General features: G+C 59.9%; 13 protein-coding genes. 6 read left to right on the top strand and 7 right to left on the bottom strand.

What is annotated here, in order from left to right; genetic code table 11:
* Nucleotides 1–11: 11 nt before the first annotated feature.
* Together OGM81_07125 and OGM81_07120 are read left to right on the top strand one after the other, a co-directional pair.
* Nucleotides 12–227, top strand: coding sequence for a cation transporter (locus OGM81_07125; GenBank protein ID UYJ44877.1), 216 nt, complete (start codon nt 12–14; stop codon nt 225–227).
* A 183-nt stretch (nt 228–410) separates the two neighbouring features.
* Complete coding sequence (locus OGM81_07120) at nt 411–2,300, top strand: heavy metal translocating P-type ATPase (protein UYJ44876.1); 1,890 nt, start codon at nt 411–413, stop codon at nt 2,298–2,300.
* Nucleotides 2,301–2,496: 196 nt separating this feature from the next.
* Here OGM81_07120 and OGM81_07115 read toward each other — a convergent pair whose 3' ends face one another.
* The 3 genes from OGM81_07115 to OGM81_07105 all read right to left on the bottom strand — a co-directional run bounded on the left by OGM81_07115 (nt 2,497) and on the right by OGM81_07105 (nt 4,888).
* A complete protein-coding gene (locus OGM81_07115) occupies nt 2,497–3,198 on the bottom strand; it encodes a M23 family metallopeptidase (protein ID UYJ44875.1) in 702 nt (233 codons plus the stop codon).
* A gap of 130 nt (nt 3,199–3,328) precedes the next feature.
* Entirely contained in the window at nt 3,329–4,306 is a 978-nt protein-coding gene (locus OGM81_07110) for a Gfo/Idh/MocA family oxidoreductase (GenBank protein UYJ44874.1), read from the bottom strand.
* A 33-nt stretch (nt 4,307–4,339) separates the two neighbouring features.
* Nucleotides 4,340–4,888, bottom strand: coding sequence for a gamma carbonic anhydrase family protein (locus OGM81_07105; GenBank protein ID UYJ44873.1), 549 nt, complete (start codon nt 4,886–4,888; stop codon nt 4,340–4,342).
* A 200-nt stretch (nt 4,889–5,088) separates the two neighbouring features.
* Here OGM81_07105 and OGM81_07100 point away from each other — a divergent pair, with 200 nt between their 5' ends.
* From OGM81_07100 to ptsP, 3 genes are all read left to right on the top strand, one after another.
* Nucleotides 5,089–5,880, top strand: a complete 792-nt coding sequence (locus tag OGM81_07100; protein ID UYJ44872.1) for a Cof-type HAD-IIB family hydrolase — start codon at nt 5,089–5,091, stop codon at nt 5,878–5,880.
* A gap of 223 nt (nt 5,881–6,103) precedes the next feature.
* Nucleotides 6,104–6,364 (top strand): HPr family phosphocarrier protein, encoded by a 261-nt coding sequence (locus OGM81_07095; protein ID UYJ44871.1) that lies wholly within the window; start codon nt 6,104–6,106, stop codon nt 6,362–6,364.
* Nucleotides 6,365–6,455: 91 nt separating this feature from the next.
* Entirely contained in the window at nt 6,456–8,135 is a 1,680-nt protein-coding gene (gene ptsP, locus OGM81_07090; protein UYJ44870.1) for a phosphoenolpyruvate--protein phosphotransferase, read from the top strand.
* A 169-nt stretch (nt 8,136–8,304) separates the two neighbouring features.
* Here ptsP and OGM81_07085 read toward each other — a convergent pair whose 3' ends face one another.
* The 4 genes from OGM81_07085 to OGM81_07070 form a co-directional block, all read right to left on the bottom strand.
* Nucleotides 8,305–9,021, bottom strand: coding sequence for an amino acid ABC transporter ATP-binding protein (locus tag OGM81_07085; protein UYJ44869.1), 717 nt, complete (start codon nt 9,019–9,021; stop codon nt 8,305–8,307).
* On the bottom strand, nt 9,008–9,775 hold the full coding sequence (locus OGM81_07080) for an amino acid ABC transporter permease (GenBank protein ID UYJ44868.1): 768 nt from the start codon (nt 9,773–9,775) through the stop codon (nt 9,008–9,010). The genes OGM81_07085 and OGM81_07080 overlap by 14 nt, the downstream gene beginning before the upstream one ends.
* A gap of 289 nt (nt 9,776–10,064) precedes the next feature.
* Complete coding sequence (locus OGM81_07075) at nt 10,065–10,919, bottom strand: transporter substrate-binding domain-containing protein (protein UYJ44867.1); 855 nt, start codon at nt 10,917–10,919, stop codon at nt 10,065–10,067.
* Nucleotides 10,920–11,125: 206 nt separating this feature from the next.
* Nucleotides 11,126–12,250: an acyltransferase gene (locus tag OGM81_07070; protein ID UYJ44866.1), complete on the bottom strand. Its 1,125-nt coding sequence runs from the start codon at nt 12,248–12,250 to the stop codon at nt 11,126–11,128.
* Nucleotides 12,251–12,681: 431 nt separating this feature from the next.
* Between OGM81_07070 and thrS the strand changes: the two genes are divergently transcribed.
* Nucleotides 12,682–14,472: a threonine--tRNA ligase gene (gene thrS, locus OGM81_07065; GenBank protein UYJ44865.1), complete on the top strand. Its 1,791-nt coding sequence runs from the start codon at nt 12,682–12,684 to the stop codon at nt 14,470–14,472.
* Nucleotides 14,473–14,574 lie beyond the last annotated feature (102 nt).

Raw genomic sequence — 14,574 nt, 5'->3', positions numbered from 1 at the left:
AGTCCACCGCCATGAAAAAGAAGTTTGCTATCGAAGTCGACTGTGCCAACTGCGCCGCTAAGATCGAGACCGCCGTTAAGGAGCTGCCCGGCGTCACCAACGCCAGCATCAGCTTTATGGCCCAGAAAATGATGCTGGAAGCCGACGACGACAAGTTCGATGCCGTCCTGCAGGAAGCCGTCAAGGTCGCCAAGAAAGTCGAACCCGACTTTGAGATCGAGCTGTAAAATCCGCTTAAAGGCTCCCCTCCGAGGGGAGCTCCCGCGCAGCGGGTGAGGGGTGGCTCCCTTGTAGAGCAATTGCATCCCCCTAAAAATACTCAGCTAAAGCAGCCACCCCTCCGGCCGCTTACGTGGCCACCTCCCCTCAAAGGGGAGGCTTTTCTATACCCCTAACGGAGGTCCCACACCATGAACAAAAAGCAAAAAAGGACGCTGCAGCGCATCATCATTGCTGCCATCCTCACGGTGGCCCTGGCGCTGCTCTTCCACTTTGTTGCCCTGCCGTGGTTCGTCCAGCTCATCCTGTGGCTGGTGCCCTACCTCGTCATCGGCCATGATGTCCTGCGCAAAGCCTTCATGGGCATCAAAAACGGCGAAGTCTTCGACGAAAACTTCCTCATGGCCATCGCCACGGTCGGCGCGGTCGCCTGCGGCGAGTACAGCGAGGGCGTGGCCGTTATGCTGTTCTACCAGATCGGCGAGCTGTTCCAGTCCTACGCCGTGGGCAAGAGCCGCAGTAGCATCACCGCCCTGATGGACATCCGCCCCGAGAGCGCCAACCTGGAGGACGCCGAGGGCAACGTCAGCGTGGTCGACCCTGACGCTGTGGAGATCGGCTCCATCATCGTGGTCAAACCCGGCGAGAAGATCCCCCTGGACGGCAAGGTCGTCTCCGGCGAATCCACCCTGAACACCGCCGCCCTGACCGGCGAGAGCCGCCCCCGCACCGTGCGCCCCGGCGACGACGTCATCAGCGGCTGCGTCAACGAGGAAGGCATCCTCCGCATCGAGACCACCACCCTCTACGACGACTCCACCGTGGCAAAAATTCTCGATCTGGTGGAAAATTCCAGCCTGAAGAAGGCTCCCATCGAGAACTTCATCACCAAGTTTGCCCGTTACTACACCCCGGCCGTCTGCATCGGCGCGCTGGTGCTGGCCTTTGTGCCGCCGCTGTTCCTGGGCAACTGGCTGGACTGGATCATGCGCGCCCTGACCTTCCTGGTCATCAGCTGCCCCTGCGCGCTGGTCATCTCCATCCCCCTCACCTTCTTCGGCGGCATCGGCGGCGCGTCTAAGTGCGGCATCCTGGTCAAGGGCGGCAACTACCTCGAGGCCCTGTCCAAAACCAGCATAGCTGTGTTTGATAAGACCGGCACCCTGACCAAGGGCGTTTTCAAGGTCACCCAGGTCATCCCCATCAACGGCAAGGCCTACGACCTGCAGATGATGGAGTACGCCGCCCTGGCCGAGAGCGTCTCCAACCATCCCATCGCCAAAAGCATCCAGCGGGCCTGCCCCGACCTGGACCCCCGCCGCGTGACCGAAGCGAAAGAGATCGCGGGCCAGGGCGTCAAGGCCAAGGTCGACGGCCACTGGGTGCTGGCCGGCAACAAAAAGCTGATGGACGCTGAAAACGTCAACATGTACCAGAACGGCGAGGGCGACGGCAAGTTCGGCACAGTGGTCTACATCGCGGTGGACGGCAAATTCCGCGGCCTTCTGGTCATCTCCGACGAGGTCAAGCCCACCTCCAAGCAGGCCATCATCCAGCTGATCGTGCAGGGCGTGCACACCGTCATGCTGACCGGCGACTCCCCCCGCGTGGGCGAGTACGTGGCCAAGGAGCTGGGCGTGCAGGAGGTTCACGGCGGCCTGCTGCCTGCGGATAAAGTGGAATGGGTTGAAAAATTGCTGGCTGCAAAGAGGCCCAGGACCGAGCTGGCCTTCGTGGGTGACGGCATCAACGACGCCCCCGTCCTGATGCGTGCCGACATCGGCATCGCCATGGGCGCCCTGGGCAGCGACGCCGCCATCGAGGCCGCCGACATCGTGCTGATGGACGACGACCCGGCCAAGATCAGCCTGGCCATGCGCATCTCCCGCAAGTGCATGCGCATCGCCTACGAGAACATCGTTTTCGCCCTGGCGGTCAAGGCCGTCTGCCTGGTCCTGACGGCCCTTGGCATCACCAACATGTGGTGGGGCGTCTTTGCCGACGTCGGCGTCATGGTCCTGGCCGTCCTCAACGCCACCCGCATGCTGAATACCCGCAATTATCAGGTTTCTGATGAATAAACTTTATATTTCCACCTTGCAAGAGGGGCCGTCACGCGGCCCCTCTTTTTTATAACAGCATCCACCGGCAAGCCTACCTTTTTTGGGTCACAAAAAGGTAGGCCTAACGGGAAAATCCCATGATAAAAGGCCCTGCCGCAAGGTAGGCAGGGCCGATAAACCGCAATGCAATTAAACCGCAATGCAATATTAAGAATCAAATTTCCGGCTTCATCCAAGCCCCATCTTTCAAACACTCCAGATGCACATGGGAAGCCAAATCCGCCTCGGCAGGGATGGCCGCGACCACCCCAATCACATCCCCGGCGGCCGCATCGCCGCCCACAACACAGCTGGGTGTAACCCCGCAATACCGCCAGGTGCAGCCGTTTGCATCAACGATCTCCACCACGCCGCCCCAAAGCGCATCGTCCTCCACAACAGAGACCCGCCCGCCCTTCACGGCGGGCACCTCATCCCCGGCAGCAGCGGCAGCATCCACGCCATTGTGCGTCCGCCAATCGCCTAGGGTTGCATTGTACACCAGCTCGTCGCCGCTGTAGGGGGCCAGCACCTTACCCTGCCAGAAGTCCGAAGACTTTGCCGCAGCACCGGACGGCGCGGCAGAAGCGGCGGGTGTGGGCGATGCAGCGGGCACACCGGAAGCAACATCCGAGGACGGCGATGCCGATGAGGCAGGCGCAGGCGTGCGCACCGGCTCGGGCTGGGTCGTATCGGGTTTGTTTACGGTCGTATCGTCCTGCCATGGGGTCTCCTCCTGTGCGGTGCCGGTCAGCTCAACAACATGGTTCAAGACACTGCGCAGCGCCAGCACCCCGGCCGCCGTGGCCGCAAACACCACCGCCAGACAGGCCAGATACAGCCCCTTCTGCTTAAAAAAATGCTTCAAATGCTCCATCGTCCCCGGTCCTTTCGGCAAAATTTGTGTATGCCGTTAGTTTGGACCGGGGACGATGGGTTTATTCACACATTTTGTAGGACCGTACACAAAAGGCCCCCTCTGCGAGGGGGCTGCTCTGGGTCGCGCCTTATTTCTCGTGCAGCACGTCCAAAAGTTCCATCACCCGCATGGTGCGCATCCGGGCTGCAGCCTCGGCATCCGCGTCTTTTTCCGCAATGATCCGTGCAAACTCCGCAAATTCATAGGCCATACGGTGGCGTTCCGGCTTGGGGCCGTCCACACGGGTGCCGCCGCCGCGCACGCCGCCCAGTACACTGTACACCACGGGCAGGGCGTTGGTGCCGCCCTCCACCACCAGGTAACCGCCCGGCCCTTGCAAAACCATGCCGTTGCGGCCCTCGCTGTCCTTGGCGGCCAGCGCCGCTGCTGTGAACCCGCCGTAGTCCAGCAGCGCCAGACCGGCAGTATCTATGCCGTTTGGCCCGCAGCTGGGGCGGTACTCGGCCCGGCCGGGCACGCCCAGCAGCCCGCACAGCAGGTGCAGATTGTAAACGTTCATGTCGTTCAGCGCACCGCCCAGACAGGCCGGGTCAAAGGTGGTGTTCCAGATGCCCTTCAGGTAGTCATCGTACCGGGCGCTGCGGGCGCAGAAGCTGGCCATCGCGCCGCGCACCTCACCGATCTTGGGCAGCTCGGCCTGCAAAAAGGCGTACTGCGGCAGGTAGGGGATCGTGATAGCCTCCATCAGCACCAGCCCCTTGGCGTCCGCCAGGGCAAACAGTTCCCGCGCCTCGGCCGCTGTGGCGGTGAAGGGCTTTTCCAGCAGCACATGATACCCCGCCTGCAGCGCCCGCTTGGCCGCCGCATAATGCAGGTGGTTGGCCGTGCCGATGTACACGGCATCGAACCCGCCCGCCGCGTAGGCTGCGGCCTCGTCGGTATACACGGCCGGCACGCCGTATTCCGCCGCCCAGGCATGGGCCTTCTCGGCGCTCTGCGGCCGGCAGACAATCGCCGTCACCTCGACCTCCGGCCAGTTTCCGATCTCCCGCATTACCTCCGCCACGATCCGGCTGGTAGACAACACTGCAATTTGTAAAGCCATTTTCAGCACCTCGCACATCTTCATTTGTGGGTATTATAGCATGATTTTCTTATTCCCGCCTGACGGCTTAAGCACCGCTCCGGCATGCACCTCGGCCAGATGCCGGTATTCCTCCCCATTTGCCGCAATAGAAGCTTTCTGTTTCTCCGAAACCGTCCTAACCACCTTTCCCGGCACCCCCACAACAAGGCTCCCCGCCGGGATAACGGCATTTTCCGTCACCAGGGCCCCCGCTGCCACCAGCGAGCCGGCCCCAATCACCGCACCGTTCAAAATCGTGGCGTGCATGCCGATCAGACAATCATCCCCCACGGTACACCCATGCACCACGGCACTGTGGCCAATGGACACATTCCGTCCAACCACCACATCCAGCCCCGGGCCGGTGTGCAGCACGGCGTTGTCCTGCACGTTGCTGCCCGCACCAACGGTGATCCGCCCGGTATCGGCCCGCAGCACCGCGCCGTACCAGACGCTGCTCTCCTCGGCCAGGGTCACATCCCCCGCCAGCGTGGCGTTGTCCGCCACAAACGCCGCCGCACCCACCTGCGGCGCACGGCCATCCACTTTATAAATCGCCATAACAGCCCCTCCTGATTGCTTTTCTCCATCATACACCTCCGCCCTTAAAATTGCAAAGCCTGCACCCCTGTGCTACAATATCCCTATGGCAACACCGCACAATTCCCGCCTGACGGCTTAAGCACCGCTCCGGCAGCTTCGGCACTTAGAATTATGCGGTATTGCCCTATCATACCCCTCACACCGCAAGGAGACCCATTATGCCCATCACCCCCACCAACATCAAACTCATCTGCAGCGACATCGACGGCACGCTGCTGCAATACGGCAAAAAGACGCTGAAAGCGGAAATCCTCTCCCAGATCAAAGCTCTCTCCGCCCGGGGCATCCTGTTCTGCCCGGCGTCGGGGCGGCAGTACACCAGCCTGCGCAAACTGTTTGAGCCGGTAGCCGACTGCTGCGTTTTCCTGTGCGAAAACGGCGGCGTGCTGTACAAAAACGAGCAGTGCATCGGCAAGACCCCCATGCCCCGCGCCCTGGCCGAGGAGATCGCCTGGGACATGTGGAACCGCTGCGACGGTCAGGGCGAGGTCATGCTCTCCGGCCAGTGCTGCGGCTATCTGATGTCCCGCGGCTTAGGGATGGCGGACCGCGTAAAATTCATCGGCAACAAGTACAAATTCATCCACGACCCTGCCGAGATTCCCGAGGACATCGTCAAGGTCAGCGTCTATCTGCACGAGGGCGTGGAAAAGTACGTTGACCGCTTCATCCCCCGCTGGCAGCAGGCCAATGCCGCCGTGGCCGGGCCGTACTGGATCGACACCACCCTGGCCAACAAGGGCACCGGCGTGGCGCTGCTTTGCAAAACGCTGGGCATCACCCCCGCCGAGGTCATGGCCTTTGGCGATAACTTCAACGACACCGCCATGCTGGACCTGGTGGGCACGCCCTACATCATGGACAGCGCCGCCCCCGCCCTGCGCGCCCGCTACCCGCTGCACACGCCCCGGCCCGAGGACGTGCTGCGTACCCTTTTGGCATATATGTGACCCAAACAGCATATATACAGCCAGCGCCCCACCCGTATCCCTTGTTGTACCCGCATGGAGAATCCGCCCATCCTCAACCGCATATTTTACGCACAAATCGCCAAAATGTACGACGATAAATGCTCTGTTTTCGGTTGACGCTCACGCCGCAGTGTGTTATTATTATAACGACTTAATGGAGAAGCTCCGCCCTGATTTCGCGGAGAATTAGGAGGAAACCGAAATGAAAGAATTCGTCTATACGATCAAAGAGCCCGTTGGCATCCACGCCCGTCCCGCCGGCATGCTGGCCAAAGAGGCCAAGTCCTGCCAGAGCACCGTTACCATCGTGGACAAGAACGGCAAGTCCGTTGACGCCACCCGCCTGATGGCCCTGATGGGCATGGGCATCAAGTGCGGCGATACCGTTACCGTCCGCATCGAGGGCGCTGACGAGGACACCGCTGCCCCCGCCATGGAGAAGTTCTTCTCCGAGCATCTGTAAACCTTATTGCACCACCCGGCCGCGGCAGCCCCAACCAAACGGAGGCCGCGGCTTTTTTCGCATCCTACATGAAAAGGGAGGATTTTGCACGATGATCACCATTCAGGGCAAGGGCGTTTCCGCCGGCGTGGGCGTAGGCCCGCTGTACTACTATCGCCGCGCCACCGCCGAGATCAAGCGCTATACCGTAGAAGATACCGATGCCGAGTGGCATCGTTTCAAGGGCGCCCAGACCGGCGCCGTGGAGCAGTTGGGCCAGCTGGCCGAGCAGGCCCGCGCCGAGGCCGGCGACGAAGCCGCCATGCTGTTTGAGACCCACCAGATGATGGCCGAGGACCTGGACTACGAGGAAGCCATCGAGGACCGCATCACCAACCAGAAGATGAACGCCGAGGCCGCCGTCTCCGACACCGCCGAGCAGTTTGCCGAGATGTTCGCCTCCATGGACGATGCCTACATGCAGGCCCGCGCCGCCGACGTCAAGGACGTCAGCCAGCGCATCCTCAGCATCCTGTGCGGTGTGGTGCAGGGCGGCATCGCCTCCGACGTGCCGGTCCTGCTGGCCGCCGACGACCTGGCTCCCTCCGAGACCATCCAGCTGGACAAGTCCAAGATTTTGGGCTTCATCACGGCAGGCGGTTCCGGCTCCAGCCACACCGCCATCCTGGCCCGCACCATGGGCATCCCCGCCATCGTCGGCGTGGGCGACGCCCTCAAGCCTGAGTACGAAGGCCGCCAGGCCATCGCCGACGGCAGCACCGGCGCACTGGTCATCGACCCCGATGACGACACCCGCGACCGCCTGCTGAAGAAGCGTGAGGAGCAGCAGCGCCTGCAGCGCCTGCTGGAGACCCTGAAGGGCCAGCCCAACGTGACCAAGGACGGCAAGACCGTCCGCATCTACTGCAACATCGGCTCGCCCGAGGACGTCCACGCCGTACAGGTCAACGACGGCGGCGGCATCGGCCTGTTCCGCAGCGAGTTCCTCTATCTGAACTCCTCCACCTTCCCCACCGAGGACGAGCAGTTCGAGGCCTACAAGCATGTCTTGTCCGACATGGATGGCAAAGAGGTCATCATCCGCACGCTGGACATCGGCGCCGACAAGCAGATCGGCTACTTTGACCTGCCCAAAGAGGACAACCCCGCCATGGGCATGCGCGCCCTGCGCATCTGCCTGACCCGCCCGGAGATCTTCCGCACCCAGCTGCGCGCCCTGTTCCGCGCCTCTGCCTACGGCAAGCTGGGCATCATGTTCCCCATGGTCACCAGCGTGTGGGAAGTGCGGGAAGCCAAGAAGCTGTGCGAGGAAGTCAAGCGCGACCTCAAGCATGAGGGCATCCCCTACAGCGAGGACGTGCAGATCGGCATCATGATCGAGACCCCGGCCGCCGCCATCAACAGCGACCGTCTGGCCAAGGAAGTCGACTTCTTCAGCATCGGCACCAACGACCTGACCCAGTACACCCTGGCCTGCGACCGCCAGAACAACGACCTGGGCCGCTTCTACGACCCGCACCATCCCGCCGTGCTGCGCCTGATCAAGCTGGTCACCGAGAACGCCCACAAGAACGGCATCTGGGTCGGCATCTGCGGCGAGCTGGGCGCTGACCTGGCCCTGACCGAGACTTTCCTGGCCATGGGCCTGGACGAGCTCTCCGTCACCCCCCGCGCTGTGCTGCCGCTGCGCAACGCTGTCCGCATGACCGACACCCGCGAAAGCGCCGAACGCCTCATGGCTGAACTGGATGCCGATTATACCGCGCGGTAAGATTTAAATTTTAATAGCATCCCCCGGCCCTGCCCACCTTGCGGCAGGGCCTTTTATAATGGCATACTTCCATTAAGCCTGCCTTTTTTGTGATTTCCCTTTCCGCCCATTAAAAAAGTGGCTCACCACAAAATGGCGAACCACATAAAACACAATATAAAAACTAAACTTACAAAACCTTCGACAAAAACGCCTTCAACCGCTCGTTTTCCGGGTTGGCAAAAAACTCCTTCGGCGGTTTGTCGACCTTGACGACGCCTTCGTCAATAAAAATCACACGGCTCGCCACCTCGCGGGCAAACCCCATCTCGTGGGTCACACACACCATCGTCATACCGCTGCGGGCCAGTTCCTTCATCAGCTCCAGCACCTCGCCCACCATCTCGGGGTCAAGGGCCGAGGTCGGCTCGTCGAACAGCAGCACGTCGGGGTTCATAGCCAGCGCACGCACAATGGCAATGCGCTGCTTCTGCCCGCCGGAAAGCATGTTCGGGTAGGTGTCGGCCTTGTCGGCCAGGCCGATGCGCTCCAGCAGCTCCATCGCCTTGGCGTCAGCTTCGGCCTGCTTCATCAGGCCCAGCTTGACCGGGGCCAGCGTGATGTTCTTTTTCACCGTCAGGTGGGGGAACAGGTTGAAATGCTGGAACACCATGCCCATCTTCTGGCGCACATGGTCAATGTCGTGGTCGGTCACAGCTTTGCCGTTGAAGATGACCTTGCCGCCGTCCGGCTCTTCCAGCCGGTTCAGGCAGCGCAGGAACGTGGATTTGCCGCAGCCGGAGGGGCCGACCAGTACCACGCAGTCGCCTTTGTCAATGGTCAGGTCTACGCCTTTCAGCACCTGCAGACCGCCGTAATTCTTTTTCAGTCCTTTAACGTCGATCACTTTGTGCCAGCCTCCTCTCAAATTTTGCCAGCAGCGCGCTGAACAGCATGACCAGCACCAGATAGATGGCGGCAACGCCCAGCAGCGGGAACATGGCTTCGTAGGTACGGTTCATAACGCCCTGGGCCGCATACAGCAGCTCCTTGCCGCCGATGACCGTGATCAGCGAGGAATCCTTCAGCAGCATGATGAACTCGTTGCCCAAAGACGGCAAAATGGACCGGATTGCCTGGGGAATGATGATTTCAAACATCGTGGTCATGTAATTCAGGCCCAGGCTGCGCCCGGCTTCCATCTGGCCGGGGTCCACCGCCATCAGGCCGCCGCGGATGACCTCCGACACATACGCGCCGGAGTTGATGCCCAGCGCCAGTGCGCCGACCATGGTAAAGTTGCGGCTGCTGGCAAAGATGACCATGCTCATGATGAGCAGCTGCACCATCATAGGCGTGCCGCGGATGACCGTGACATACACCTGGCACACGGCGTTCAGCACACCCAGGATCGGGTTGCGGTGGTGGGGTTTCTGCTGGGCATGACCCACGCGGACCATAGCCACGATGGCGCCCAGCACAACGCCCAGTACCAGCGCAATGGCTGTTACCAACAGCGTGGTACCCACGCCCTTAAAATACTGCTGCCAGCGGTCAGAATACAAAAACGCCTGGTAGAATTTCACAAAGAAATCCTGTCCAAAGTTCAGCTTATCGCCGTTTTTTGCCATTTCTGAAAGCATTTCAAACTGTGCTTCCATCGCACCACAACCTTTCCCGGCCGCGCCGGTGATCTTTTACGGGTTCCTAGGGTGTATCTGATAAGTCAAAAGTGCTGGAAAATTCGCTGAAAAGCAACAGCTGCAAGGCGCGAATCCGCTGCAATACTGGATGTATTGCAAGGATGAGCAACGCAGCAGATGTGCTTTTTAGTAGAATTGAACAGCGCTGAGGACTTTTCAGATACACCCTAACAAACAAAAGGCGCGCCGGTGCTCCCGGCGTGCCCTTCCTCGGACAGTAAGTGTTCAAACGCCCCTACGTCAGATTTTACTCTGCCTTGATGTATTTGTCAACGATGCTCTGCAGGGTGCCGTCAGCCTGCAGCTCTTCCAGGGCGCCGTTGATGGCGTTCAGCAGCTCGGTGTTGCCCTTGGCCACGCCGATGGCGTAATCTTCCTGGGCATAAGCGGCATCCAGGATCTTCAGGCCGGGGTTGGCAGCCACGAACTCCTTGGCGGGGGCGTTGTCGATAACAACAGCGTCGACCTGGCCGTTGTTCAGGGCCTGCACAGCGGTCAGACCGTCATCGTAAGCAACGACGCTGTCCTCGCCGAAGTCGTCGGTGCAGTAGATGTAACCGGTGGTGCCGCGCTGGGTGCCGATGATCTTGCCGGCCAGATCGTCAGCGGAAGCAATGTCAGAATCCTCGGGCACGATGATGGACTGGATGCCCTCGGCGTAGGTGTCGGAGAAGTCCATGACCTTCTGGCGCTCGTCGGTAACGGTAACGCCGGCCATGACCATGTCGCTCTTGCCGCTCTGGGTAGCCAGCAGGGCCGCGTCGAAGTCCATGTCGTCGACCTGCAGCTCCAGGCCCAGCTTTTCAGCAATGGCGCCGGCGACCTCAATGTCGATACCCTCGAGATCACCACTGTCGGTGGTCATCTCATACGGGGGGAAAGCGGCGTTGGTGGACATGGTCAGCTTGCCGGCGTTGACGGTGGTCACTTCGCCGGCAGCCTCGTCGGTAGTTTCCTCAGAAGCAGCCTCGCTGGTCTCCTCGGAAGAAGCAGCCTCGCTGGAGGCAGCCTCAGAAGAAGCAGCAGAGGAAGCGGAGCCGCCGCAGGCGGCCAGGCTGAGCACCATAGCGGTGCCCATCAAAAGAGCAGTCAGTTTTTTCATGGTATATTCCCTCGAATCTTATTCAATAAATTCCCAAGCCCTCACTTGGTATGTATCCAGTATAGTTGCATAAATATGTAAAGTCAATGTATAAAATCAAATTTTGGCACATTACTGCCGCCCGCGCCCCCCGTGCCCCCACTTTTTGTGCAATTTAGCGGTGAGAAACAGAAAAGCCCCCAAGAGGGGGCCTTCGCGTTCTCAGTTCACACAGCCTTTTCTTTCATCAGCAAACCGCTCAGCTTTTGCACCGGCACACACTTCCAAAACCACTCTACGGCAATTGCACTCACCAGCGTCATCACCACCAAAATCACGTAGTCTACCCAAAGGTTGCCGGAGATATGGGTCAGCTTTGCCGCCGGCTCATAATAGTACAGGTAGAAGGTGTGGATCAGCCACAGGCTGGTGCTGTAGCGCCCCACAAAAGCGGCAGCCTTATACAGCGGCGCGGCCAGATGCAGCAGCGTTACCACCGCCAGCACGAACAGCGGCGCCAAAATAGCGTCGTAGTTCATGCTCATATCGCCCAGCCGCAGGAAGAAGCAGCCCACGATGATGGTCAGCGAGAACAGCAGGTTGGTCAGCGCCGTATATTTTTCCACGCTGCGCGCCTTCCACTTGTCCAGCACCCCGTACTTGGCAAACACAATGCCCACCAGCACCAGCGCGCCGTTCCAATGGCTGGCCGCAAGGCCCAGGAACGGCCCATCCTGCGGCAGCAGCCCGGCGTTCATCAAAAATTGCAGCAGATTTCCGCCGTAAAAATTCACCGCCAGTACAACGACAAGCTCCACCCAGAAGTTCCGTATTTTCTCGGTCAGCCGCAGGTACACATACCCAAGCACCAGAAAAACCACATACCCACGCAGGAACCACCATTCGTAGTTGTACGGTGTTTTCAGGCAGAACAGTGCCGAGAACAGCTCCTGCATGCCCCGCTGCTCAAATACATGGCAGTAAGCCGTCGCCTTGCAATAATCGCTCTGGTGGCGGAAAAACAGGAACCCAATGGGGATAAAGATGAAAAAAATCTTCCAATACTGCGTATACACCGCCAGGATGCGCTTTTCCAACCGGAAGCCGTCCCGCCGGGTCTGCAGGTACAAGCCGTACCCCGCCAAAAAGAAAAAGATCGGCACGCAGATGACGCCAAAGATGCCCAGCATCGTTTCCAGCCCCTGGCCCATAAAGTTCGGCAGGGTCTGCCGTACCTCCGGCATGGAGTAAGGGCGGTTATCCGGGAAATAAAACAGGTGGTGCATCAGCATCAGCAGCACGGCCACACCCTTGATGACCTTAGTATCTGTGCGGGTAAATGTCGTTTCCATGTCGGCTCTCCGTTTTCTTTTGCAATCTTATTTTTAATAATACCATGTTTCCCACCGCATTTCAAACCTGCATTTTCACCGTTTTCCCTCTTGACTTCCCCTAAATCTTGTGCTATAAATAAACTATCTTCATCCTGACAAAGCCATGAGGCAGACAAACGGAACGCACCCCAGCCACACAAGAGAGAACCGCCGCGGCAGACCCGCGTGGTGCAAGCGGTTTTGTGCGCAGCTGCGTTCTTACCACTGCCGAGCGCGGGGGCGAACCTCCGCCGGGTACGGCCCGTTACAGCCGGCACGAGCGGCGCTTACCTTATATAGAAGCGCAATCTGGGTGGAACCGTGGAGCTGCATGCTTCATCCCTTTTGTAAGCGAGGGATGGAGCATTTTTTATTGCATTTTTGTGCAATTGCAAAAGGAGCGTACAATCATGAAGATCATCTACAAAGACGGTACCGTCGCCGAGTGCCCGCAGGACCAGGAGCTGCATGTCCTGCGCCACACCGCTGCCCATATCATGGCCCAGGCCATCAAGCGCCTGTACCCCCAGGCTGACTTTGCTTTCGGTCCCGCCACCGAGAACGGCTTCTACTACGACGTCGACCTCGGCGACACCAAGCTGACCGACGAGGACCTGGCCGCCATCGAGAAAGAGATGAAGAAGATCTGCAAAGAGAATCTTCCCATCAAGCCCTTCATCCTGCCCCGCGCCGAAGCCGTCAAGCTGATGGAAGATCGCCAGGAGCACTACAAGATCGAGCATATGGCTGACCTGGCCGAGGAGACCGAGTTCAGCTTCTACCAGCAGGGCGAGTACGTGGACATGTGCATCGGACCCCACCTGACCTACACCAAGGCCCTGAAAGCCTTCAAGATCACCCAGCAGTCCGGCGCTTACTGGAAGAACGACAAAGAGAACAAGATGCTGACCCGTATCAACGGCGTGGCTTTCCGCAATCAGGAGGAGCTGGACGCCTGGGAGAAGCAGCAGCAGGAGGCCCGCGAGCGCGACCACCGCAAGATCGGCAAGGAAATGCGCCTGTTCATGACCGACGACCTGGTCGGCCGCGGCCTGCCCATGTTCCTGCCCAACGGCTACACCGTCTGGCAGGAGCTGGAAAACTATATCAAAGCCAAGGAGCGTGAGCGCGGCTATCTGCACGTCATGACTCCCTGCATCGGCACCGTGAACCTGTACCGCACTTCCGGCCACTGGGATCACTACCGCGAGAACATGTTCCCCGCCATGGAGATGGAGGGCGAGGATTACGTGCTGCGCCCGATGAACTGCCCCCATCACATGATGATCTACGCCAACCAGCCCCACAGCTACCGCCAGCTGCCCATCCGCATCGGCGAGATCGCTCACGACTTCCGCTATGAGTCCTCCGGCACCCTGAAGGGCATCGAGCGCGGCCGTCACTTCTGCCAGAACGACGCCCATCTGTTCTGCACCCCGGAGCAGATCAAGAGCGAAGTTGCCGACGTCTGCAACCTGATCTTCGACGTCTACAAGGACTTCAACATCACCGATTACCGCTGCGTGCTGTCCCTGCGCGACCCCGCCGACAAGAAGAAGTACCATGACGACGACGCCATGTGGAACCATGCCGAGAACGCCCTGCGCGAGGTCCTGACCGAGCTGGGCATCCACTTTACCGAGGAGATCGGCGAGGCCGCCTTCTACGGCCCGAAGCTGGACGTCAACGTCAAGCCTGCTGTCGGTGCCGAGTACACTCTGTCCACCTGCCAGCTGGACTTCTGCCTGCCCGCCAAGTTCCACTTGACCTATATCGACAAGGACGGCTCCGAAAAGACCCCCGTGGTCCTGCACCGCGCCATCCTCGGCTCTCTGGACCGCTTCATGGCCTATATGATCGAGGAGACCAAGGGCCGCTTCCCCACCTGGCTGGCCCCGACGCAGGTCAAGGTCCTGCCCGTCAGCGAAAAGACGCTGGACTACGCCCGCGCCGTCAACGACAGCCTGAAGGCCGCCGGCATCCGCGCCGTGCTGGATGAGTCCAACGAGAAGATCGGCTACAAGATCCGCCAGGCCCAGCAGGTCGACCGCGTGCCGTATATGCTGGTCCTCGGCGCCAAGGAAGTCGAAGCCAACAACATCAGCGTCCGCGACCGCCAGGGCGAGACCACCACGATGGATCTGGAAGATTTCACCGCCAAGGTTGTCGGTGAGATCAAGGATAAGACCTTCAACGTCTGATTTTCAGCTTTCTGCATAAAATGTGAAAAGGGAGGCACCGCGCGGCGGTGCCTCCCTTTTTCTATGGCAGCCACCCCGGCGGGAGCAGGGGCGCATATCTTG

Source organism: Oscillospiraceae bacterium, assembly GCA_025758045.1.
Taxonomy (GTDB): domain Bacteria; phylum Bacillota; class Clostridia; order Oscillospirales; family Ruminococcaceae; genus Gemmiger.
Note: the sequence above shows the minus strand (reverse complement) of the source record. Positions and strands in the feature narration are given on the sequence as shown.

Coding starts and splice junctions, on each gene's coding strand:
- OGM81_07115 (UYJ44875.1), bottom strand. CDS start 3,198: ATGGAGCATTTGAAGCATTTTTTTAAGCAGAAGGGGCTGTATCTGGCC.
- thrS (UYJ44865.1), top strand. CDS start 12,682: ATGAAGATCATCTACAAAGACGGTACCGTCGCCGAGTGCCCGCAGGAC.
- OGM81_07080 (UYJ44868.1), bottom strand. CDS start 9,775: ATGGAAGCACAGTTTGAAATGCTTTCAGAAATGGCAAAAAACGGCGAT.
- OGM81_07110 (UYJ44874.1), bottom strand. CDS start 4,306: ATGGCTTTACAAATTGCAGTGTTGTCTACCAGCCGGATCGTGGCGGAG.
- OGM81_07105 (UYJ44873.1), bottom strand. CDS start 4,888: ATGGCGATTTATAAAGTGGATGGCCGTGCGCCGCAGGTGGGTGCGGCG.
- ptsP (UYJ44870.1), top strand. CDS start 6,456: ATGATCACCATTCAGGGCAAGGGCGTTTCCGCCGGCGTGGGCGTAGGC.
- OGM81_07070 (UYJ44866.1), bottom strand. CDS start 12,250: ATGGAAACGACATTTACCCGCACAGATACTAAGGTCATCAAGGGTGTG.
- OGM81_07120 (UYJ44876.1), top strand. CDS start 411: ATGAACAAAAAGCAAAAAAGGACGCTGCAGCGCATCATCATTGCTGCC.
- OGM81_07095 (UYJ44871.1), top strand. CDS start 6,104: ATGAAAGAATTCGTCTATACGATCAAAGAGCCCGTTGGCATCCACGCC.
- OGM81_07125 (UYJ44877.1), top strand. CDS start 12: ATGAAAAAGAAGTTTGCTATCGAAGTCGACTGTGCCAACTGCGCCGCT.
- OGM81_07075 (UYJ44867.1), bottom strand. CDS start 10,919: ATGAAAAAACTGACTGCTCTTTTGATGGGCACCGCTATGGTGCTCAGC.
- OGM81_07100 (UYJ44872.1), top strand. CDS start 5,089: ATGCCCATCACCCCCACCAACATCAAACTCATCTGCAGCGACATCGAC.